Below are 22,225 nucleotides of genomic sequence, written 5' to 3'. Positions count from 1 at the left end.
TCAGCTTTCTTTCTCTAGTTTGGTGATCAGAGTCTCCAAGGCGCGAACGATTTGCCCCAGCTCTGCATCAGAAAAGTCGCTAAACAGTGTACTGTAGTACGCTTCAGAAAAGATCGGCAGTTTTTCGAATTGCTCCCTCACTTTATCCGTCGAGCGAATCCAGACAACGCGGCGATCTTTTTCATCTCTTAGACGTTCTACCAGCTGCTCTCTCTCCAACCGATCAATGATGCCTGAAACCGTACTGTAAGACAGATCGACAGCCTTGCTGATCTGGCCGATGGTGAGCATTTCATCTTTAAGATGCCGCAAAACCATCAACTGCGGATAGGTCAATCCGACTTTCTCCAATTCTCTGGCAGCAATCATGTTGATCGTCTTGTTCAGGCGTTTTAAAAGGTCGCGGATGACCACTGGCTTGTTCATGGCTTCCCCCTTCTGATCAATTTATTTCGCACACGAAATTTTATCACACGAAATACTATACGTGTTTTCGTTTATGATTACAACCTTTTTTTGAATTGCATTTGAATAAAACTGTCTTCTGTTGAACATTTTTTTCTTTAAAAACGAGGAAGACAGCCCCCTGGAGCAGGTGCTGTCTTAAACTGGAAGCTGCGAACTGACAACTGTTGTACCCTTATGCGAAACAGGACCGGCTGGCTCTTCTTCCGGAAGCTGAAACTGTACGCTTGGCACATTTCTCGGTTCGTATTCAATCTCCGGGAATGAGTGAATCGTCACCATCATGCTTCCATTCGCGGAATAAGCACGGATCAGGATCGGATATGCGTATTTGTTCTGGAAGACGAAATCGGGGCCATACCAGCTTACGGTAGCATCCCTGCCTGGAGGAACATACGGCACGTTGCGGCTGTGCGAATACCTTTTCACGATATGTAGGCCAGCTTTGTCAACTGCATTGAACAGAGTCGAAGAAACCTGGCAAATCCCGCCGCCAATCCCCTCCGACAGTTCTCCTCTGACGATAATCGGCGCTTCGAGATAGCCTCTGCTTTTCGTTCGCTTGCCCACCACTTTATTGAAAGAAAACGTTTCTCCCGGCAGAACGACATAGTTGTTAATCGCTTTCGTAGCCAGCTGTATGTTATGAGAGCGATTGTGGTTTCGCGGATTAAAATACGTCGTGTATTGACCGATCCTGCGCTTGCGCACCTGCTCCAGCAAAGCGCGGTCCACACGCGGAAGCACATCGCGCACGACAGGGGTGATCTGGGCCGGGCCGTTTCCGTAAAAGTAGGCATACACCTGGCCCCAAAAGGCCTTTTCATCCAGAGCTTGTCCTCTCTGTTCAGCGATAATCTGCCCTCGCTCATTGATAGCGGCATCTACCGGTGCCCGATAGACTTGAGCCGCAACACTTTTTCGCACCTCATCCAGCCTCGCCTCGTCTATCAAAGGGACGCCCGAAAGCGGCAATGTGTAATCGGCGCGATCCAGATAGGCAATCGGGGTTCCCTGCCAGACGATCCGGAGGAAATCGGTTGCGTCCAAGGGATGCACAAGAAGCATCAGTGCCATGACAAAAGAAAAACCCATCCGGCTGCTCACCTCCTTGGCATAGTATGAGCAGTCAAACGGGTTTCATGCGAATGGTCCGTTCTCCAGTCGGCCTCTCTGGCCGACTGGCTGTCAGTTTCAAGCAGGCTATCTGTCAGACCCCAGTTGGCTGGAGATCGCTGCCTCAAGCTCTGCGAGTTTTCTTTCGTCTGTCGCTTCCTGATAGATCAGAGACAAGCGGATCCGGCATTCCTCTGCCGCCTTCAAGCAGGCAGTGCCTCTTTTCGTCGCCTCCTTGTAACGCTTCTGGAAGGTGGCGATTTGACTTTGATACCGCTCATCCGTCCCTGGCTGGATTGCCCTCTCGTACATGTCGATGACCTCATCGGTTTCCCGCTCCGGAAAGTATTCATGCGGGGCTGTACTGTCAAAGATGGCGAGACCCCGTTCCGGCAGGACCACCATATCCAGGCTGTTCGGGTCCAGGCCGCAGTGGTATACCTCCGCATCAAATCCCCGTCTCTGCGCTTCTGCGACCAGGCGCTTCAAGATCGTGGATTTGCCCGATCCCGGCCTTCCTTTTATCAAATACCGCTTCGATACTTCCGCTGTCAGGTTGGGGACGAAATCCTTCGGACCCGCAGAAGTGGCTGCTCCCAAATACATCCGTCGGACTCGGGCTCTCTTCGCCGCTGTATCCTCACCGAAAAACAGGCGGATCACTTCGTCGCCCACCTGATTCGCCTTTTCCCGGTCGAGGTGGGCGATAAAGATACCCTCCCATTCATCGTGAATCCGCAGCGCTTCCGCAAACGCTTGGTGCGCCTCCAGCGTGCTTGCCTCGATCCGCTCGAGCAAAGTAACGATTTCTTCGCGATGAGACGCAAGCTTTTGTTTATCCACAGCATCTTGCAAATTGACATAGGTCTCGATCAAGCCGGGTCCCTCGGGCTTGAACTGGCGCGGGTATCCGCCGTCAACTACTGCTGCACTCCACTCCGGTATCACTACGCCATCAAAGGCTCCATTCACAAAAGGAGAGTGAATCCATTCGACCCGCTGGCCAAGTCGAATCGCCTGTTCTCCGATTTTTTCGATTAACCTGCTGGCGAGTCCCTCTGCATCGCCAGTAAGAACAATGCGCCGATCGATCCCGGTCAGTATCGCGTTCAAAAAAGACCGATACCCTCTCGCTGTATTTCCGCCTGCATAAATATGACGCTCGTTGACGCTCATGGCAATCCCTCCTGTAGAACTAAAAGCAAAATCAGCTTCCCGATATCGTATGCAGCAGCCGCCCATTAGGCGATTGTACCAATACGGACGTGCCGGCGTTCAGTAACAGCTTGCAGGCAAGCAAAAAGGCCGCTCTGCGATGCAGTCAGCGGCCTTCTTCCTGAGTCTTCTATTCTAATTGTTCAGATCGGTCATTTTTCCGGTGCTCATGTAAATAATCCACTCGCAAATGTTGGTCACATGATCCGCGATCCGTTCCAGATACTGTGCCACCAGCAACAGATGCGTGCCCTGCGAGATCGACTGTCCGTTCTTGGTCATCACGTCGATGAGATCCCGGAAAATCGTCGAAAACAATTTGTCGACAATGTCGTCGCGGGCCGCAATCTCTTCTGCCGCCTGCTTGTCAATCCCGATATAGGCATTCAGGCTGTCCCGCACCATCGCCTTGACATGATCCGCCATCAACGGAATATCGATCAGCGGCTTCACATACGGCTCGGCCATCAACCTCCGCGTAGTCTTCGCAATCGAGACCGCGTGATCGCCCATCCGCTCCAAATCGGTCACCAGCTTGAGCATCGTCCCCAGCCGCCGGAGGTCTCCGCCGACCGGCTGTTGCAAAGCGATCATCTGAAAGCAGCCGACCTCGATCTCGTGCTCCAGCTCGTTGATCAGGTGGTCGCTGGCGATGACTTGCTCGGCCAGTTGAACGTCACGCTCGACCAGGCTTTTGATCGATTTATGAATAGCTTCCTCTACTAGCGTCCCCATCGACATCAGCTTGCGATGCAAGCCGTCAAGCTGTTCTTCGAAAGCATGTCGCGTCATACCCTGTTTCCCCCTCATTTGTCTGTCACGACCATGGTACAAGGGGAATGTATACCGGGAGTAAAGGGAGTGTTATCTTTGTGTAAATGTTTCAAAAGCTCTCTACCATACAATCGGCAGTGTCACTGTAAAGGTGCTGCCCTTTCCTTCCACGCTCTTCACCGTGATTTGCCCGTGGAGGCTTTCTACCAGATGCTTGACGATGGCAAGGCCCAATCCCGTGCCGCCCGAGTCGCGGCTGCGCGCTTTATCGACCCGATAAAACCTTTCAAAGATCCGCGGCAAATCCTGTTCCGGGATGCCGATGCCCGTGTCTGTCACCTGGATTTGCACGTGCCTGCTGTCCTGACGAAGCTCAAGCGTAATAGCCCCGCCCTCCGGCGTGTAGACGACAGCGTTGGTCACGAGATTTAAAATAATCTGCTGCAGACAGTCCTTGTCGGTCGTGAGCGTGATTCGCGGCTCTGCTTTGGGCAATGTGATCGAGATTTGCTTGCGCTGCGCCTGGTCTTGCAGGAGCGCAACGGTCGAGCTGATCAGGTCCTGAACATTGACCTGCACCAAATTCAAGGAAATTCGCTTCTGCTCGATTTTGGAGAGGTCGAGAATGTCCCGGATCATCCGATACAGTCTCTCGCTCTCATCAGAGATGATCTGCAGGAAATTGCGGCACGTCTCTTCGTCCTGCATCGCTCCGTCCAGCAGTGTTTCCGTAAAGCCCTTGATGGATGTGATCGGCGTCCGCAGCTCATGCGAGACGTTCGCCACGAAATCGCTCCGCATCTTCTCCAGACGGCGTACCTCGGTAAAGTCGTGCAGGACGACAACGACTCCTTTGGCTTCCCCTTTAAAGTTGATGTAGGGAGCAAAATTGACCTCAAGGATGCGCTCCTGCGGATAGTAAATATGCACTTCCTGCCGGAACTTTTCTCCGCGGTCCAGACAGCGGTCGATATACTGGCTTAGTCCGAAGCTTTTCCCCGCTTCGATGTGGAGCTTCCCGATCAAGTCGTTGGCCGAGGTTCCCAACAGCCGCTCTACCGCCGGGTTCACCAGCATAATCCGGCGCTGTTCTGAAATAAAAATGACACCGCTTGTCATATTGGTCAGCACACCCGAGAGTCTCTGCTGATTTTCCGAGATTTCGTACATCTGCTGCTCAAGGCTGGACGCCATGAAATTGATCGCGGTTGCCAACTGCCCGATCTCATCTTTTGCCTTGATCCTGACGCGGCTCTCGTACTCGCGCTGCGTGATGTTTCTCGCTACCCGCGTAATTTCTTCGATCGGCCTCGTGATGTTGTAAGAAATGCGGGAAACGACGATCGAGCCGAGCACCAGGGTAACGAGCAATCCCGTCACCAGGCTGTACCACAGATTGTGTACCGTGTCGGTAATATCCTGCATCGACATCGCCGAGCGGACCGCACCGATAATTTGATCTTCGACAACGATCGGAACCGCGACATACATCATTTCGTAGCCCAGCGTCTCGCTGTAATGTCTGTCTATGCCCGTCTCCCCGCGAAGCGCGGCCGAAAACTCGGGACGGTCGGCGTGGTTCTCCATTCGCTCCTGTTCATACGTATTGTCAAACAGCACGCGGCCTGTACGGTCTATCAAGGTAAGCCGCACCTCTTCTCCCGGAGCCACCTGTTCCACCCTCTTGGCCAGTGTAATTTCGTCACTGAGCACTTCCGGGCGGACCGCCTGCGCTACCAGCTTGGATTCGCGGGTCAGAAGCTCGCTCAACGTCTCCAGGTAGGAACGCTCCAAAACCTTGGCAAAATACATGCCCATCAATAATAAGACAAGAGAAATCAGTCCGAGAATCGTGAGGGTGAGTTTGATCCGAAATCGCGTCAAGGAATCAGTCCCCCTGTCATCCTTCCAGCTTGTAGCCTAGGCCGCGAACGGTTTTGATATAACGGGGACTTTTCGTGTCTTCCTCCAGCTTTTCGCGCAAATGGCTGACATGCACGTCGACGATCCGCGAGTCGCCGATGAAGTCGTAATTCCAGACGGCATTCAGCAATTGGTCCCGAGTCAGGACTCTGCCGTGATGGCTGGCGAGATAATGGAGCAGTTCAAATTCCTTTGGCGTCAGCTCCACCTTCTCACTGCCTCGAAACACTTCGTATTTTTCCGGATAAATCCTGATTTCCCCAAATTGCAATACTACCTCGTCCGGGGCGGCCGCCGCCTCGGAAGATGTCTGGGTACGGCGAAGAATCGCTTTTACCCGGGCGATCACTTCTCTGGGGCTGAAAGGCTTCGTCAAGTAATCATCCGCCCCCAGCTCGAGACCAAGGATTTTGTCCAGTTCATCGTCTTTGGCTGTCAGCATCAGGATCGGCGTGTTGTTGCGCTCCTGGCGCAATGTTTTGCAGACGTCCATGCCTTCCATCTTGGGCAGCATCCAGTCGAGAATAATAAAATCAGGCTGCTCCGTGCGAGCCATATCCAGGGCCTGCTTTCCGTCACAGGCAGTTATTACTTGAAAACCGGCTTTTTCCAGGTTGAATTGCAGCAATTTGACGATAGACGCCTCGTCGTCTACCACTAAAATCTTTGTCATTATGTTTCCCCCCTACGCTGCCGTCCTCGGCTCTTCTCTAGTGTTCTCACGTTCCAGTCTGCCAAATCCAGCTTAGGTAAGACAAGTAATTTTTTTGTAAAGATGTTGTTGGGGCTGTGGTGGAGGAGATGAAACAGGAGAAAACTGCTGCAGGTTCGGTGGGACACTTGCTGGGGGCGGGGGGGTGTCCGGCGCCAAAGCAAAAGCGGAACCGCGTCCAAAAGCAGCAGGTTCATTGATGTCTCTCAGAGTTGGACGCTGAAAGCGTGTTCCGCTTTTGCTTTGGTGCCTGGGTAGTGTCCCAAAGACCTTTGCCGTTTTCTCCTGTTTCATCTCTACAGCCATAGTGGTTGGAGGGGGTGTTTTTAGCAGATACAGGAAGCATAAGGGTGAAAGCGATTCGAAGATGAGCAGGCATGAATCATTGTTAACTTTTTTCAGGAAAAATCAAAAGACGCCCCCTTGGGAGCGTCTTTCACTAGTAATAGCTATTGCGGGACTTTGTTATTGCAAAACCTTCATGACATTGCGCACGGAGTCGGCGGATTTGTCGAGGGCGGCTTTTTCTTCCGCAGTCAGTTCCAGCTCGATGACTTTCTCGATGCCTTTTCCGCCGAGCAGGGTTGGCACGCCGAGGTAGATGTCATTGTAGCCGTACTCGCCTTCCAGATAAGCGATGGAAGGCAGAATGCGTTTTTTGTCCTTCAGAATGGCTTCTGCCATTTGAACGAGAGAAGCAGCCGGCGCATAGTAAGCGGAGCCGTTGCCCAGCAGGTTGACGATCTCTCCGCCGCCTTTGCGGGTACGCTCGACGATCGCGTCCAGGCGATCCTTTGGAATCAGCGTTTCCAGCGGTATACCGCCCGCATAGGAGTAGCGTACCAACGGGACCATGTCGTCGCCGTGGCCACCCAATACAAAGCCGGTAACGTCTTCTACGGACACGTTCAGTTCCATCGCTACAAAGGTGCGGAAACGGGCTGTATCCAGCACGCCGGATTGGCCGATTACGCGCTCTTTCGGGAAACCGGACGTTTTGAAGAACGTGTAGGTCATCGCATCGACCGGGTTGGACAGAACCAACACGATGGAGTTCGGAGCGTGCGTTTTCACTTGCTCTGCAACGGAGCGCATGATGCCTGCGTTGGTGTTGACCAGATCGTCGCGGGACATGCCTGGCTTGCGGGCAATCCCAGCCGTGATGATGACAAGGTCAGCATCCTTGATTTCCGCATAGTCCGCTGTGCCCGTGATGCTGGAGTCAAAACCGAGGACCGGAGAAGATTCCATCATATCGAGCGCTTTCCCTTTTGTCGGGTTTTCCAGTTGCGGAATGTCTACCAGCACGACATCTCCCAGTTCTTTTTGAGCCAGAATGAATGCTGTCGTTGCACCAGTGAAGCCGCTGCCGATCACTGCGATTTTTTTGCGTTGGAATGCCATATAAGGTCGCCTCCATAGCATTGATTTTTGTTGGTTTGCTAATGGTCCCAGAAAGCCTTTTTGCTCGGTACTTTACACTTACATGTTTTTGATCAGGGCGTCAGCGAACTCGGAGCATTTCAGCTCGGTTGCGCCTTCCATCAGACGTGCGAAATCGTAGGTTACGGTTTTCGCGGAAATTGTTTTTTCCATGGAGTTGATGATCAGATCTGCCGCTTCGTTCCAGCCCAGGTGACGGAGCATCATTTCGCCGGAGAGGATGACGGAAGACGGGTTCACTTTGTCCAGACCGGCATATTTCGGAGCAGTACCGTGAGTCGCTTCGAAGATTGCGTGTCCAGTCAGGTAGTTGATGTTTGCGCCAGGAGCGATACCGATACCGCCTACTTGTGCAGCCAGCGCGTCGGAGATGTAGTCGCCGTTCAGGTTCAGTGTAGCTACTACGTCGTACTCAGCCGGACGAGTCAGGATTTGCTGCAGGAATGCATCGGCAATCACGTCTTTTACGATGATTTTGCCTGCTGCTTCTGCTTCTTTTTGCGCTTTGTCAGCGTCGCCGCCTTCTGCTTTGATGCGGTCGTATTGCGCCCATGTGAATACTTTGTCGCCGAATTCGGCTTCAGCTACTGCATAGCCCCAGTTTTTGAACGCGCCTTCGGTGAATTTCATGATGTTGCCTTTGTGTACGAGGGTTACGGATTTGCGCTTGTTGTCGATCGCGTAGTTGATCGCTGCGCGAACCAGACGCTCGGTACCTTCTTTGGAAACAGGCTTGATGCCGATACCGGATGTTTCCGGGAAGCGGATTTTCTTCACGCCCATTTCGTTTTGCAGGAAGTCGATTACTTTTTTCACTTCCGGTGTACCTTCAGCCCACTCTACGCCAGCGTAGATGTCCTCGGTGTTTTCGCGGAAGATCACCATATCTGTCAATTCAGGATGTTTTACCGGAGAAGGAACGCCATCGAAGTATTGAACAGGACGTACGCAAGCGTACAGATCGAGCTCCTGGCGCAGCGCCACGTTGATGGAACGGATTCCGCCGCCGACTGGTGTAGTCAGAGGGCCTTTGATTGCGATCAGGTATTCGCGAACAGCAGTGAGGGTATCCTCAGGCAGCCACTCGCCGTATTGGTTGAAGGATTTTTCACCTGCGAATACTTCGAACCAAGCGATTTTCTTTTCGCCTTTGTATGCTTTTTCTACGGCTGCATCCAACACGCGAACAGATGCATTCCAAATATCAGGACCCGTACCGTCCCCTTCGATGAACGGGATGATCGGGTTGTTCGGTACTACCAGTTTGCCGTTATCTACTGTGATCTTTTGGCCAGAAGTTGGCTGCGACAAGTTTTTAAACACAAGAAATCCCTCCAGTATATGGAAAATAATGGTAGAAAAATATTTCCAGACGTAGGAGAACTACCACACTCGGTGGTAGTTCTCAAGCAGGTGCTTAGGAGTGTGGGCCCGCTATGGTGCCGCCTCCTCCACGATCGGAATAGCAAGGGTCATTAGCGGCGGTCGATTGGCACGTAGTGCTGGTTGACCGGTCCAGTGTAGTCGGCGCGCGGACGGATCAGGCGATTGTTTTCGTACTGCTCCATGATATGCGCAGTCCAGCCGGACATTCGGCTAATCGCAAAAATCGGCGTGAACAGATCGCTTTCCAGTCCGAGAGCGGTGTAAACGGAAGCGGAATAGAAATCGACGTTTGGCTTGAGGCCTTTTTCGCCAGTCACCATTTCTTCCACCTTGACGGACATCTCATACAGCTCTGGACGTCCGATTTGAGCGGTGAGCGCTTTGGACATTTGCTTCAGCCATTTCGCGCGCGGGTCTCCGTCTTTGTACACGCGGTGTCCGAAGCCCATGATTTTGTCCTTGTTGTCCAGCTTTTGACGGATGTAGGATTCCACATTGTCCATGGAACCGATTTCTGCCAGCATGGCTGCTACAGCTTCGTTGGCTCCGCCGTGCAGAGGGCCCTTCAATGTGCCGATCGCCGAAACGATACCGGAATAGATATCGGTCAAGGTCGCTACAGTCACACGCGCTGCGAACGTAGAAGCGTTGAACTCGTGGTCCGCATGCAGAATCAATGCTACGTCAAATGCTTTTTCTGCGGTTTCGGTAGGCTCTGCACCAGTCAGCATGTACAGGAAGTTTTTTGCAATCCCGTAAGACGGATTCGGAGCGACAGGTTCCAGTCCCTTGCGCATACGTGCATACGCTGCGATCAGGGTTGGGGTTTGAGCCATCAGGCGAATCGATTTCCGGTAATTGGCCTCAGGAGTCATGTCCTGCGCTTCTGCGTCGTAGAGCGCTAGCGAAGAGACAGCTGTGCGCAACGCCGCCATCGGGTGTACGCCTTTTGGATAGGCGCGAATGCTGTCGATTACCTCTTTCGGTACCGCAGCATTTTCGCCCAGTTGCTTTTTCAAAGCATCCAGCTGATCGCGCTTCGGTAGGGCTCCATGCCAGAGCAGGTACACAACCTCTTCAAAGGTAGCGTTTTCAGCGAGCTCGTCGATGTTGATACCTCCATAGCAAAGTACCCCATCGACAATCGAACAGATCGAAGATTGAGCGGCGACCACGCCTTCAAGTCCGCGAGTAGCTGTCATGTAACTCTCTCCTTTTCCACTCTAAGCTATATGAAATTGTCCTGGTGGTTCCTTTTACGACCACCCTCCGCACATGAATGATTGACAAATCGGCTTACATAATCATTCGCTTTTATAAAAAACGCGTATATCAGGGAGGAGAGACCCACGGGTCCTGCTGCTGCATGGTTATAAAAAGAATCCAACCATAATTCGACACAATTATAAAAGATTATTGCGATTTTGTGAATGATAAATGTACAAGATGCAAAAAAGCCGGTGTATATGGCAAAGCTTGCTTGCACCTACCAGCATACTGCATAATAGTTACAAAGCGGTCACGATCGTTTTTTCACGCTGATCGGAGGGACAGCCGCCTGGAAACATTTATGAAAACAACGAATCCATCTCTCTATTCCTCCGTGGATAGAAAGGAGAGTACTATTGAACCGGCATAACTGGGTTGAACGCCTCTTTCAAATCATTCGGTTTTTATGGGTTTGCCTTGTCATTTATCTCGGCTTCAAGCTCATTGTATTCGCATCACCTTTACTGTACCCATTTCTAATCTCCTTAGTCATCGCACTTGTCATTCATCGGCCTGTGACGTTTTTGACCAGAAAGGCCAAGTTCCCCCGGTGGCTGTCCGTAACGATCGCCCTCCTTCTTTTAATCGCGATTTCCGGCGGCGTCGTCACGCTCGTCATCACCGAGACAGTCGTAGAGATTGGAGAATTGGCGAGAAAGCTTCCCGGATTTTCCAACGAGCTTGCTCAATACCTGCAGCGGACGATTTCCCAGGATTTTCTGACCGGCCTGTATGAGCAGATTCAATGGTTCTACTCGCATCTGGACCTTGCGTACAAGGATAAATTGGACAACACGATCAGACAGGGAATTACATCGATTACGCAAGCTGGACAGCAGCTCATTGTGCAGTTTCTCGATGGCTTGAAAAACTTCCTCGTGTCGCTGCCGAACCTGGCGACAGTGTTCGTGATTTCCTTGCTCGGCGCATTTTTCATTGCCAAGGATTTCTTCCTGTGGGAAGAGCGCTTCAGAAAGCTTCTCCCAAACGGCGTCAACAACCGGCTTGACGAGATTTTCAAGGATCTGAAAGCCGCTTTGTTCGGCTTCCTCAAAGCCCAGCTTACGTTGATTTCGTTGACAGCTGCCATCGTCATCATCGGCCTTTTGATCCTGCGGGTCGAATACGCAGTCACGATCGGACTGATTACCGGTCTCGTTGATCTGCTGCCGTACCTTGGCACAGGGACGGTATTTATCCCGTGGATCATTTACCTGTTTTTCAAAGGGAACTACAGTCTGGTCATCGGCTTGTCGATCCTGTACGGAGTCGTGCTGATATTCCGGCAGATTATCGAGCCAAAGGTCGTTGCCGAAAACGTCGGATTGGACCCGCTGCTAACGCTGGTCGCTCTGTTCGTCGGCTTGCAGATTTTCGGATTTCTCGGCCTCATCATCGGGCCTGTTTCCCTGGTGTTGATCAACGCGCTTGTAAAGGCGAAAGTATTTACCGATATTTGGAGGTACATCAAAGGGACCGAAACGTAAGAAAAAGGAGGCGACGGCCTCCTTTTTTGCTTGTTTTTATGATGTCAGCGCCGGAAGAAGAAATGAACCCGCCCGGAAGAGATCAGCGACCACAGCCATCTTTTTATGAAGTGGCGAATAATCATCCGTGTATAGGGAACAAGGAAAATGACTCCGACAACATCGGAAAAGAAGCCTGGCATCAAGAGCATAATCCCGCCTGAGAGCACCAGCGCTCCGTCAATCAGGGTCTCTGTAGGCATTTGGCCTCGGGAGAGCTGCAGCTGGAGCATCCGCATGACCTGCAGCCCCTGCTGCTTGGCCAGCCACGCTCCGACAAAGCCGGTCAAAATCACCAGCGCGATCGTATACCATGGACCGATCACCTTTCCGACCGCGATCAGCCCCCAGAGCTCTACCGCGGGAACGACGATAAACAGAACAAGCAATATGCGAAAAAGCATGGCTATTTCCCCCCAGCACACCGCTCTTCCAGCAGCGCGTATACCTCCGGCACCACGCGGGCCAGCCGGATCGGCTTCATCTCCATCGTTGTAAACGCATGCTTGGTCTTGCCTGCAACGAGCAGTTGTTCGTCAGCCACCCGGTATATTTCATAAGCGAACGTCAATCGGACCATAGACAGCTCCTCCAGCTGCGTCCTGATTTCCACCCAGTCATCGTACCGTGCCGGCTGCTTATACGATAACGAGACGTCTGTAACGGGCAAAAGGATTCCCTTTTCCTCCAGACTCCGATAGGTCACGCCAGTCTCGCGAATAAATTCAGTCCGTCCCACTTCAAACCAATTGAGGTAGTTCGCATGGTAGACCACTCCCATCTGGTCCGTTTCACTGTACCGAACACGTATCCGATGCGTATAAACAGTCGAGTTCAACGCGATCGCCCCTTTCTATCCTTATTGTATCACAGACAACACCTTTTCTACTTCTTTTGCCGACTCGATTATCGGCGTCGCCCATTCGTCATTCCGCTTCTTTCCCAACCCGGCGGCTCCATCCGGGAAACGGTTTTTGCACTGTTGCGTCTATCATACAGTTGGAAAAAATAGAAAAAGAGAGAAGGGATCAAATGCTGTACCGCCGACGTACCTATCAAATTGATCCAGCCAGACAAGCGGCATTTCAATCTTTTTTCCAAGAATACCTGCTCCCTGCCCAGCTCAAGCACGGTGCCCGGCTGGTCGGACGATGGTCGACAGAGCGCGGCGACGAAGTGACTGCCATCTGGGAGTACGACAGCATGGAAGCGTATGAAAGAATCGAGAACGCTGTCAAGTCTGACGAACTGCATCGCCTGGCTCAAGAAAAGCGCAACAGCCTCGAACCGTTGTACCTGTCATGCAAACAGGACTTCCTGATTCCTGCCAGCACCTACAACCCGCCCAAGCACATCGTGGCAGCTTTCGGCTATATCACGAACGACGACGGCGAGGTCCTCCTGGTGAAGGCCCGAAATCGTCAGGATACATGGGAGCTGCCCGGCGGACAGGTAGAGGTCGGCGAGAGTCTGCTGGATGCTGTCATCAGGGAAATCAGAGAGGAATCCGGCATCGAAGCCCGGCTCACGGGCATCACCGGAGTCTATCACAACGTAAGCAGCGCCATCGTCGCTGTCGGCTTTCGCGGAGTCGCCATCGGGGGCTGCTTGCAGACATCGGAGGAGACCACAGATGTCCGTTTTGTCAAACTGACAGAGGAAAACCTGCATGAATACATCACCCGTCCCCAACTGGCCAGCCGTACGCTCGACGCCCTGACAAAAGGCTCTATCTGCTTGGAGATGTTTCGGCTGTCCCCCTATGAGCTGATCTACCGGATGGAAGAACCGACAGCCGCACCGCAATAGCAAAAACCGGAGCAGAACGATTGCGCCGTTCTGGCTCCGGTTTCTTCATATCCATGTATGCGATTAACGAATCGGGCAAGCCCCTGTCTCGCACGAATCTGCCGTCGAAAGATCGGAGTCTCCCCCGCTTTCGAACATTTGCAGAATCGCCGGATCAAACGGCTTCATGCTCGCCTTGAGCGCTTCGTACTGTTCTTTCGTGCACGCTTCGTAAGGCGCCAGTTGATAGGTTCCTCCGTCCAGCTGCAGGAAGGATACCCCGACGAAGTTGTCCCAATTGCTGTAGACGATCTCCTCTACCTCGTCCCACTCCTCTGGACGGACGGTAATGGTGTTGGACGAGTTGTGCTCCGTGTACTCTTTTTGGAAACGGAAGTAGGTGTCAAACTGGCGTTTGGCGTTTACTTCATTTTTCGTCTCGCGCGCACCGGAAGCAACCGGGAAATCGATTACCAGCGTACGGGCATTAGCCATGCGCTCCTCATGGGTTTCCCCAGGCGTCCCCACCTCGGGATGAACCGTCCAGCCCAATGTCTGAACCGCTTTTGCCAACGGATCTTCGGCATTGATCCGAATCCGGCGAATGTAGTACGGAGAATGCGACCAGTGCAGACCGCTGGACACGCCTCCAGCTACCTGGGAGAGCGTTCCTTCCGGCTTTACTGTGGTCACCAGCAGCGGCGAGTTGACTCGCAGCTCATATGCATAACGGTCGGCCTCTTCGCGGGCTGCATTGCCGAGCAGGCGGAGCAGCTCGACTTCTTGTTCCTCCGTATATCCCAGCGATGCGATCGCATCCTTGACGCCTGTCAGAGAGGTTCCCAGCAGTCTGTCGCGCTGTTGAACGACATCCCAGTGAGGCAATTCGAGCGTCACCAGAGTCATGCGCAGGCCGGCACGTGCCGATTTGCGCTGTGCATCCAGAAGTCCGTCCAGATCGAGGTATTTGGAGCCGTCCGGACTCTCTTTTACAAATTGGACCAGGTTGACAGTCGTCAGGTTGCACACGCCGTAAGAGTCCAGCAGGATTTCGGCGCAAGGATTGAGGCCTTCTGCATTCGGACGGCGGCGGTTGGCTTCCTCCAGATTGACGAAGCCCGGTTCGCCCTCCAGCTGCATCATCGTGAATACGAGATGCAGGAACTCGCGGCTCGGCATTTGGTTGAACGCGATCGAGTTGTTGGACATGCGGCGGTGATCCAGACCGAAACGGCCGTCGCCCACCTTTTGGATGTTGTCAAACCAGGAAGGCTTTTTGTCGCCGAGCAGCTCTCCCACTTTTTGGTGATGGGCGATCTGCTGCTCTGTCCAGAATCCGTTGATGCCGTATTTGGCAAACAGGCACTCATAGTCATCGTGGTCGAACAGGAAGATCTCTGCCGTACGGCGAACGCCGCCCACAACAACGTTTGCGCCGATCAGATTGCCGATATCGAGGACGTGGATCGGGCGAATCTTGCCGTAGCCTTTCTCGTCGACTTCGATCGGATCAAGGGAAGCGTCAATCTGGTTTTTCAGCACCTTGTCGATGCCTTCGAACATTTCGCGAAGCGGTTCATGGCCGCTGGCAGTTCCGCCAAAACGCTTCAGGCGCTCGCCTTTTGGCCGTACGCTGTTATAGGAAATCTTGACAGTATGAATTTGCTCATATGCAGGGTCGGTCAAAATATGCAGATAGTGGCGGAGCGATTCGACCCAGCCTTCCTTGCTGTCGCCAACGTAAATTTTGGCGTATCCGTTCCCCAGCACCTTCAGCTCGGAGCGCTCCAGTCGCTGATGCATCGGCAGCGGCTTGTACTCGGAAGAAAGCAGAGTGACATTCGTCCGGATCGGAGCCAAGCCTTCAGCCATTTGCTTTGTGCACTTGAAGCCCACTCCTGTTCCCACCAGCAGCAGGTAAAAGAGGTCGCACAAATCTTCCCAGGATTTGATGTTCAGGAAGGAGCAGTTGAAATTGGCCAGCGGATACAGATCGGCTACGCCATTTTCCGCGCCGCCAACCCAAAGTGTGCGTCCGGACAGGAATTGCTTCAGGTTGAACATGTTGTCAAACAGACCCTCGGCCTCTGTCTCCAATTCACGCAGATCAGGGGTGAGTCCGATTTTAATCATATGCTGGTAAGCCAGCTTCATATTGTAGTCGATCGAACGACGGCAGGTTTCTTTCCACGTCTCGCGTCTGCCGAGCTCAGGGATAAACCGGGAGTAGGTGCGATAGTAGACAAATTGCCCCAACGGGTTCATATGTAACGGAAAATCCGGGTATTGATTCAGGAAATCATCCCGCAGAAAACGGGTTCTTGTTTCTGTTGCCAGCATTTCGGTTCCTCCTTCTGATATAGCCAAACTACGTCCGATGTACCTGTCCGTAGCTACGCGCTTGTGCCCACATCTTGTCTTGCAATCTCTCTTTCTAGTTAACTATGTTTCCCCCAAAAACACAATAGATTTTTCTATATATTGTGCGAAAGATTTTTCGACAACACAATATATTGTGTTTTCCGCAAAAAACAGGACTTGACAAGCTTTTGCTGACAGACAATCAAGAGCAGGCGAAAATCCAATTTTACCAGATAAAATTGTGATTGGCACCCCTCGTCCGATAGGAACATATTCCTAATTGGACAAGCGTGCGACACAAAATACTCACTTCCTGCCTCGAACAAACCATACTTTTCTCCTATAGACTACCAGCGGAAGATAGACAACAAGCACGACAAAGAGAGGGTACATATCGGCACCCTCTCCCCATTATATGGAAAACACTTTTGCCTAGTTCCTACAGTACGCGTGCATGTCCGGTGTAAATGTGGCCACGCTCTGCATCAACAGTCACGGTTTGACCGTCTTTCAGCAAGTCCGTAACCTTTTTGACGCCTACGATGACCGGTACGTTGAGGTTCAACCCGACGATTGCGGCATGGGACGTTAGTCCTCCCTCTTCCGTAATAACTGCCCCCGCTTTTTCAAATGCAGGCACCATATCGGAGTCTGTCCCGATCATCACGAGAACGCTCCCCGCTTCGGTCTTTTCCAATGCTTCAGCAGCCGAACGGGCAACGACAACCTTGCCACTCACGATTTTGCGGCCGATTCCCTGCCCTTTCGCTACAATGTCGCCAATTACGTGGATTTTCATCAGATTGGTGGTTCCGACCTCCCGTACCGGAACGCCTGCCGTAATCACGACCAAATCGCCGTGGCGAACGAAGCCGGCCTCCAGTGATTTCTGCACGGACAGCTCCAGCATCTCATCCGTTGTATTGGCTACTGTTCCGAGCACCGGATACACACCGTTGACCAGGGCCAGTCGGCGCATGACGCTCTCATGCGGAGTGACCGCCACGATCGGGGCCTTCGGACGATATTTGGACACCATTCGGGCAGTGTGTCCGCTCTCGGTAGCCGTAATCACCGCTGCCGCGTCCAGATCCAGCGCCGCATTTGACACCGCCTGGCTGATGGCGTCCGTGATCGTCACCTGTTTTTGCACCGCGTGAGCAAACAGAATTTCCCGGTAGTTCAGCTCTTGTTCCGCTCTGACCGCGATCCGGTTCATCGTCTCCACAGACTCGACCGGATACTTCCCTGCTGCCGTTTCGCCGGAGAGCATGATCGCGTCGGTGCCGTCAAAGATGGCGTTCGCCACATCGCTTGCCTCGGCCCTTGTCGGACGCGGGTTCCGCTGCATGGAATCGAGCATTTGGGTAGCGGTAATCACCGGTTTCCCCAGATCGTTGCATTTCTTGATCAGCTGTTTCTGTACGAGCGGCACTTCTTCTGCCGGAATCTCGACGCCAAGGTCGCCGCGCGCCACCATCAAGCCGTCGGCAACAGCGAGAATTTCATCGACATTGTCTACGCCTTCCTGGTTCTCGATCTTGGCGATGATGTCGATTTTGGCATGATGACGCTCCAAAATCTCGCGGATTTCCAGAATGTCCGATGCCTTGCGGACAAACGAAGCTGCGATAAAATCTACGCCTTGCTCGATGCCGAACACAATATCCTGTGCGTCCTTCTCCGTAATGCCCGGCAGATTGATCTTGACGCCGGGCACATTGACACCCTTTTTGCTCTTCAGTGTACCGCCGTTTTTAATCTCGCACACAATTTCGTTGCCTTCTACTTTTTCTACAAAAAGTCCGATCAAGCCGTCGTCGATCAGGATCGTGTCTCCAGCCTTTACGTCGCGGGGAAGCTCCGCATATGTAATGGAGACGCGTTCGGCTGTGCCTGCCACTTCCTCTGTCGTCAGGATCATCCGATTCCCTTCGACCAGCTCGACAGAGTCTACACCGAGTGTGCCTGTCCGAATCTCCGGCCCTTTGGTATCCAGCAGGATCGCTACCTGTTTGCCTGTCTCCTCACACGCACGGCGAATATTCACGATGCGCGCGGCGTGCTCTTCATGCGAGCCGTGGGAAAAATTTAGCCGAGCTACGTTCATTCCTGCGTGAATCAGTTTTTTCAGCGTCTCGACTGATTCGCTGGCAGGTCCAATGGTACAAACGATTTTTGCTTTACGTAACACAAGAAGTCCCTCCTAAGCTATGTGCTCCCGATTAAATGGAGAGCGTACGTGCCAATTGATAAATGGATAAGTCAAGCTGATGCTTTTGTGAAAGTGCTTCCTGGAAATCGACGTCGACGATCACATTGTTGCGAATGCCTACCATGCGGTCCCGTTTTCCTTCGATCAGCAGATCGACCGCTGCAGCTCCCATTCGGCTGGCGAGCATCCGGTCAAATGCAGTCGGCGAGCCTCCCCGCTGAATATGGCCAAGCACGGTTACACGCGTCTCCAGGCCAGTCAGCCTTTTGATCTCGTCAGCGTAATAATTCGCGCTGCCTACGCCTTCTGCCACGATGATGATCGTATGTTTTTTCCCGCGGCGGTGTCCCGATTCGAGCCGCTCTACGATATCCTCGATATCATTCTCCGCTTCTGGGATCAAAATAGACTCCGCCCCGGCTGCGAGACCTGCCCACAGGGCAATATCTCCGGCATCCCTGCCCATCACTTCAATGATGTAGGTACGCTCATGCGATGTGGCTGTGTCCCTGATCTTGTCAATGGCTTCGACAACTGTATTCAATGCGGTATCAAAACCGATGGTGAAGTCCGTGCAAGGGATATCGTTGTCGATTGTGCCGGGAATACCGATTGTCCTGACACCCTTTTCGGACATTTTCTGGGCCCCCCGGAAGGAACCGTCACCGCCAATGACGATCAATCCTTCGATTCCGCGTCTGTTCAGTTGATCCACCGCTTTTTGCTGCCCGACTTCGGTCTTGAATTCTTCACTTCGCGCTGAATAGAGGATGGTTCCGCCGCGGTGGATGATATCACCGACCGAGCCCAGCGTCATTTCCTGTATATCGCCATACATCAAACCCTCGTAGCCATGATACACGCCATACATTTGAATCCCGTGGTACGCGGCTCGCCTGACTGCTGCGCGCACGGCTGCGTTCATGCCGGGTGCATCCCCGCCGCTGGTTAAAACTGCAATTTTCTGCATGGAAACCACCTCATCCATTCTTTCCGTCATTAGGATGCCTTGAAACCAAAACAGTATGTACGATATTCCCTTTCTTACACGCTGTATTAGTCACAAGGACATATCTGTTACACTCACGGGAGCAATGTGCTATACTTTTAGAAAGATCTGACAAGTCCCGGTTACGAATACGATTGTATCAGATTTTATCGACAGAAAAAAGCAAAAAGCGCCCCCCATTTTAGAGGGAGGCGTAAGAACCGATCTGTTTAAATTTCTCGTAACGATCCTGTATCAATTCTTCTGGACTGAGCTGTTCTAGCTGTTTCAGCCCTTCCAGCAGCTTGGCCTTGACGAGAGAAGCTTGCAGCATCACATCGCGGTGAGCGCCGCCAAACGGCTCCTCGATAATGTCCTCGATAACTCCCAGTGCCTTCAGGTCGGGAGCCGTGATCTTCATCGTTTCCGCCGCGCGCATCGCCAGACTGGCATCTCTCCACAGAATGGCCGCCGCGCTTTCCGGTGCGATCACGGAGTAATAGGAATTCTCCAGCATATAGACGCGGTTCCCCACTCCGATCGCCAAAGCTCCGCCGCTGCCGCCTTCACCGATCACGACACAGATGATCGGCACGCGAAATCTCGCCATCTCCAACAGGTTGCGGGCAATCGCTTCGCTTTGCCCCCGCTCCTCCGCCGCTTTCCCCGGATACGCCCCCGAGGTGTTGATGAAGCAGATGATCGGACGGCCAAATTTGTCAGCCTGCTGCATGATGCGGAGCGCTTTGCGGTAGCCTTCGGGATGGGCCATACCGAAATTGCGCTTGATGTTGTCCTTTGTATCTTTGCCTTTTTGGTGCCCGACAATGGTAACCGGACGTCCGTCCAGCTTGGCAATGCCCCCGACAATCGCCAGGTCGTCTCCGAATAAACGATCACCGTGCACTTCCAGAAAATCAGTAAAAATATGATCAATGTAGTCCAATGTGGTGGGTCGCTCCGGGTGACGGGCGAGCTGTACGCGCTGCCACGGCGTCAGGCTTCCGTAGATCTGTTCGGCCAAATCCTTGGCCTTCTGCTCCAACCGCGCTACTTCTTCGGAAAAATCAATCCCTTTTTCTTCGGTGAACCTGCGCAATTCCTTGATTTTATCCTGCAACTCCACCAATGGTTTTTCAAAGGGAAGTTCGTTCGCCATCTTTATACTCCCTCCCGAATCGTGTGCATCTCAACGAGCTTGGATAGCGTCAAGCGCATGTCCTTGCGATGCACAACCATATCGAGTTGCCCGTGATTCAGCAAGAACTCGGCTGTTTGAAAGTCTTTTGGCAGCTCCTGACGGATTGTCTGCTCAATTACGCGTCTGCCGGCAAAGCCAATCATCGCTCCAGGCTCGGCAATATTGTAATCGCCAAGGGAAGCAAAGCTGGCAGAGACACCCCCGTAAGTAGGGTTGGTCAGGACAGACACGAACAACTGGCGTTCCCGGTCCAGCTTTGCCAATGCCGCGCTTGTTTTCGCCATCTGCATCAGACTGAGCACGCCTTCCTGCATCCGCGCACCGCCTGAAGCCGAAAAAAGGATAAAGGGAAGCTTGCGCTCTGCAGCCTGTTCGATCGCCCTCGTAATTTTTTCACCGACGACCGAGCCCATGCTGGCCATGCGAAAACGCGAATCCATTACGCCGATAATGACGCGCTGCCCATCCAGAAGCCCTTCGCCTGTCATGATCGCCTCTTTCAGATTCGTCGCTTCCATATCCTTTTCCACTTTTTCCAGGTAGCCTGGGAAGCCAAGCGGGTTGGCTGTCACCAAATCCGTGTCGAATTCTTCGGTCAGCACGCCGTCGTCAAGCAATGCCGCAATGCGCTCCGGCGCCGACATCGAAAAATGGAACTGGCATCCCTTGCAAACGCGGAGATTCTTCTCCAGGTCCTTGGAGTAGTGAATCGTTCCGCAATGCGGACACTTATTCATCAGTCCCTCGGGAACTTCCTTGCCTTTTGTGACGGCTTCGACAGCGCCGTCAGCCTGGGGAGTTCCACGCGATATTGTTTCCGAGGGGACTGTAGCAAATTTGCGCTTTTTACCAAAGAGATCCTTAAGCACAGTTACACCTCACCTTTCCCTTCAGTGAAGGATCGTGCCGAGTACTTCCTGGACTTCGTGTACCTCGCTCTCGGGGACGAGAATCTCGTACTGTTTGGAGACCTTCGCCTCGCGAACCTTTACCAGGAATCCTTCATCTGTCAATCGTTGCTGTATCCGTTCCGCGATTTTTTCGCTGGGAGCGATATAGATGACCGTCCACATGGTGGCTTCCTCCTTGATCGTCCAATACAGGTCTGCATCATCATATCACAGCCCCAGCAACTGCCGCAAATCGGGCCGGGAGAAGTCAGAGCTTGGAGTTTTCCAGATGCTTTCTCATCCGTTCTACAGCCTGCTCCTCGTCTCCTGCTCGTATCGCTTCCATGATCTGACGATGCTCGTTTACTGCTGATCTGGCCCGTCCTTCACGGGAGAGCGATTCACTGCGGACAGAATCGCTGTATTCCACAAGCGGCGCCCAAATCCGGTGGAGGATGGAATTGCGGCTGGAGCGGCAGATAACGCGGTGGAACTGGTAATCCTCTTCAGTCGGAATTTCTCCCTGTTCGATCCGCTCCTCTGCCGCAGCGAGGATCCGCTCCATTTCTTCAAAGTGCTTCGCGGTAGCCCGGCGGCAAGCCATCCGAACCGCATCCAGCTCCAGGACCTGGCGCATCTCAATCAAATCTTTTTTCGTTTTGTAATCCCGGAGGATAAAAAAGCCGAGAATATCAATCAGGCGGTTGTGACGGTAATGCTTTAAAAAGGTGCCTTCTCCCCTGCGGGTTTCGATCAGGCCAAGCAGTTCCAATGCCCGCAGCGCTTCGCGTACAGACGAACGGCCGGCACCCAGCTGCTCGGACAGCTCCCGCTCGGAGGGCAGCTTGTCACCAGGACGCAAATTTTTTTCTTGAACGATCTGATGGATTTGCAGGAGAATGCCTTCGTATACCTTTCTCTCCTGTAGCGAATCAAGCATCCTTTCGCTCCTC

At 52.8% G+C, this 22,225-nt stretch carries 20 protein-coding genes and 1 pseudogene; 3 read left to right on the top strand and 18 right to left on the bottom strand.

Features of this window, described 5'->3' with window-relative positions:
• The 9 genes from NSQ24_RS07585 to citZ form a co-directional block, all read right to left on the bottom strand.
• Window positions 1-426 (bottom strand): MarR family transcriptional regulator, encoded by a 426-nt coding sequence (locus tag NSQ24_RS07585; protein WP_003387981.1) that lies wholly within the window; start codon window positions 424-426, stop codon window positions 1-3.
• A 177-nt stretch (window positions 427-603) separates the two neighbouring features.
• Window positions 604-1,560, bottom strand: coding sequence for a VanW family protein (locus NSQ24_RS07580; RefSeq protein ID WP_003387983.1), 957 nt, complete (start codon window positions 1,558-1,560; stop codon window positions 604-606).
• Between the two features lie 108 nt (window positions 1,561-1,668).
• Window positions 1,669-2,757, bottom strand: coding sequence for a hypothetical protein (locus NSQ24_RS07575; RefSeq protein WP_311067691.1), 1,089 nt, complete (start codon window positions 2,755-2,757; stop codon window positions 1,669-1,671).
• Between the two features lie 174 nt (window positions 2,758-2,931).
• On the bottom strand, window positions 2,932-3,588 hold the full coding sequence (gene phoU / locus NSQ24_RS07570; protein ID WP_003387985.1) for a phosphate signaling complex protein PhoU: 657 nt from the start codon (window positions 3,586-3,588) through the stop codon (window positions 2,932-2,934).
• A 102-nt stretch (window positions 3,589-3,690) separates the two neighbouring features.
• A complete protein-coding gene (locus NSQ24_RS07565; protein ID WP_339167549.1) occupies window positions 3,691-5,454 on the bottom strand; it encodes an ATP-binding protein in 1,764 nt (587 codons plus the stop codon).
• Window positions 5,455-5,470: 16 nt separating this feature from the next.
• Window positions 5,471-6,166, bottom strand: coding sequence for a response regulator transcription factor (locus NSQ24_RS07560; protein WP_003387987.1), 696 nt, complete (start codon window positions 6,164-6,166; stop codon window positions 5,471-5,473).
• A gap of 504 nt (window positions 6,167-6,670) precedes the next feature.
• Window positions 6,671-7,609 carry a malate dehydrogenase gene (gene mdh / locus NSQ24_RS07555; protein WP_003387988.1) on the bottom strand — a complete coding sequence of 313 codons (939 nt, stop codon included), beginning with the start codon at window positions 7,607-7,609 and terminating at the stop codon, window positions 6,671-6,673.
• A 78-nt stretch (window positions 7,610-7,687) separates the two neighbouring features.
• Window positions 7,688-8,971, bottom strand: a complete 1,284-nt coding sequence (gene icd, locus NSQ24_RS07550) for an NADP-dependent isocitrate dehydrogenase (protein WP_003387989.1) — start codon at window positions 8,969-8,971, stop codon at window positions 7,688-7,690.
• Window positions 8,972-9,123: 152 nt separating this feature from the next.
• A complete protein-coding gene (citZ, locus tag NSQ24_RS07545; protein ID WP_003387990.1) occupies window positions 9,124-10,236 on the bottom strand; it encodes a citrate synthase in 1,113 nt (370 codons plus the stop codon).
• Window positions 10,237-10,659: 423 nt separating this feature from the next.
• Between citZ and ytvI the strand changes: the two genes are divergently transcribed.
• Window positions 10,660-11,790, top strand: coding sequence for a sporulation integral membrane protein YtvI (ytvI, locus tag NSQ24_RS07540; RefSeq protein ID WP_003387992.1), 1,131 nt, complete (start codon window positions 10,660-10,662; stop codon window positions 11,788-11,790).
• A gap of 44 nt (window positions 11,791-11,834) precedes the next feature.
• On the opposite strand, the gene NSQ24_RS07535 is transcribed toward ytvI, so the two are convergent.
• Window positions 11,835-12,233 carry an FxsA family protein gene (locus tag NSQ24_RS07535; RefSeq protein WP_003387993.1) on the bottom strand — a complete coding sequence of 133 codons (399 nt, stop codon included), beginning with the start codon at window positions 12,231-12,233 and terminating at the stop codon, window positions 11,835-11,837.
• Window positions 12,234-12,235: 2 nt separating this feature from the next.
• Window positions 12,236-12,667, bottom strand: coding sequence for a thioesterase family protein (locus tag NSQ24_RS07530; RefSeq protein ID WP_243014449.1), 432 nt, complete (start codon window positions 12,665-12,667; stop codon window positions 12,236-12,238).
• A 194-nt stretch (window positions 12,668-12,861) separates the two neighbouring features.
• On the opposite strand from NSQ24_RS07530, the pseudogene NSQ24_RS07525 reads away from it, so the two are divergent.
• Both NSQ24_RS07525 and NSQ24_RS07520 read left to right on the top strand, forming a co-directional pair.
• A pseudogene (locus NSQ24_RS07525) lies at window positions 12,862-13,098 on the top strand (NIPSNAP family protein); the annotation flags it as partial.
• Window positions 13,099-13,149: 51 nt separating this feature from the next.
• Window positions 13,150-13,638: an NUDIX hydrolase gene (locus NSQ24_RS07520; RefSeq protein WP_031932235.1), complete on the top strand. Its 489-nt coding sequence runs from the start codon at window positions 13,150-13,152 to the stop codon at window positions 13,636-13,638.
• A gap of 63 nt (window positions 13,639-13,701) precedes the next feature.
• Here the strand turns inward: NSQ24_RS07520 and nrdJ are convergent, their stop codons facing one another.
• From nrdJ to NSQ24_RS07485, 7 genes are all read right to left on the bottom strand, one after another.
• Complete coding sequence (gene nrdJ / locus NSQ24_RS07515) at window positions 13,702-15,957, bottom strand: ribonucleoside-triphosphate reductase, adenosylcobalamin-dependent (protein WP_003387997.1); 2,256 nt, start codon at window positions 15,955-15,957, stop codon at window positions 13,702-13,704.
• A gap of 460 nt (window positions 15,958-16,417) precedes the next feature.
• Entirely contained in the window at window positions 16,418-18,172 is a 1,755-nt protein-coding gene (gene pyk / locus NSQ24_RS07510; RefSeq protein WP_003387999.1) for a pyruvate kinase, read from the bottom strand.
• Between the two features lie 31 nt (window positions 18,173-18,203).
• Window positions 18,204-19,163, bottom strand: coding sequence for a 6-phosphofructokinase (gene pfkA / locus NSQ24_RS07505; protein ID WP_003388000.1), 960 nt, complete (start codon window positions 19,161-19,163; stop codon window positions 18,204-18,206).
• A gap of 220 nt (window positions 19,164-19,383) precedes the next feature.
• On the bottom strand, window positions 19,384-20,340 hold the full coding sequence (gene accA, locus NSQ24_RS07500; RefSeq protein WP_003388001.1) for an acetyl-CoA carboxylase carboxyl transferase subunit alpha: 957 nt from the start codon (window positions 20,338-20,340) through the stop codon (window positions 19,384-19,386).
• A gap of 2 nt (window positions 20,341-20,342) precedes the next feature.
• Window positions 20,343-21,251 (bottom strand): acetyl-CoA carboxylase, carboxyltransferase subunit beta, encoded by a 909-nt coding sequence (accD, locus tag NSQ24_RS07495; protein ID WP_172921042.1) that lies wholly within the window; start codon window positions 21,249-21,251, stop codon window positions 20,343-20,345.
• A 21-nt stretch (window positions 21,252-21,272) separates the two neighbouring features.
• Window positions 21,273-21,455 (bottom strand): hypothetical protein, encoded by a 183-nt coding sequence (locus NSQ24_RS07490; protein WP_003388005.1) that lies wholly within the window; start codon window positions 21,453-21,455, stop codon window positions 21,273-21,275.
• Window positions 21,456-21,540: 85 nt separating this feature from the next.
• Window positions 21,541-22,212: a FadR/GntR family transcriptional regulator gene (locus NSQ24_RS07485; RefSeq protein ID WP_003388006.1), complete on the bottom strand. Its 672-nt coding sequence runs from the start codon at window positions 22,210-22,212 to the stop codon at window positions 21,541-21,543.
• Window positions 22,213-22,225: the final 13 nt, after the last annotated feature.

The sequence above is a fragment of the Brevibacillus sp. FSL L8-0520 genome, from assembly GCF_037963895.1.
Taxonomy (GTDB): domain Bacteria; phylum Bacillota; class Bacilli; order Brevibacillales; family Brevibacillaceae; genus Brevibacillus; species Brevibacillus borstelensis.
This window is presented reverse-complemented; position numbering and strand designations above follow the sequence as displayed.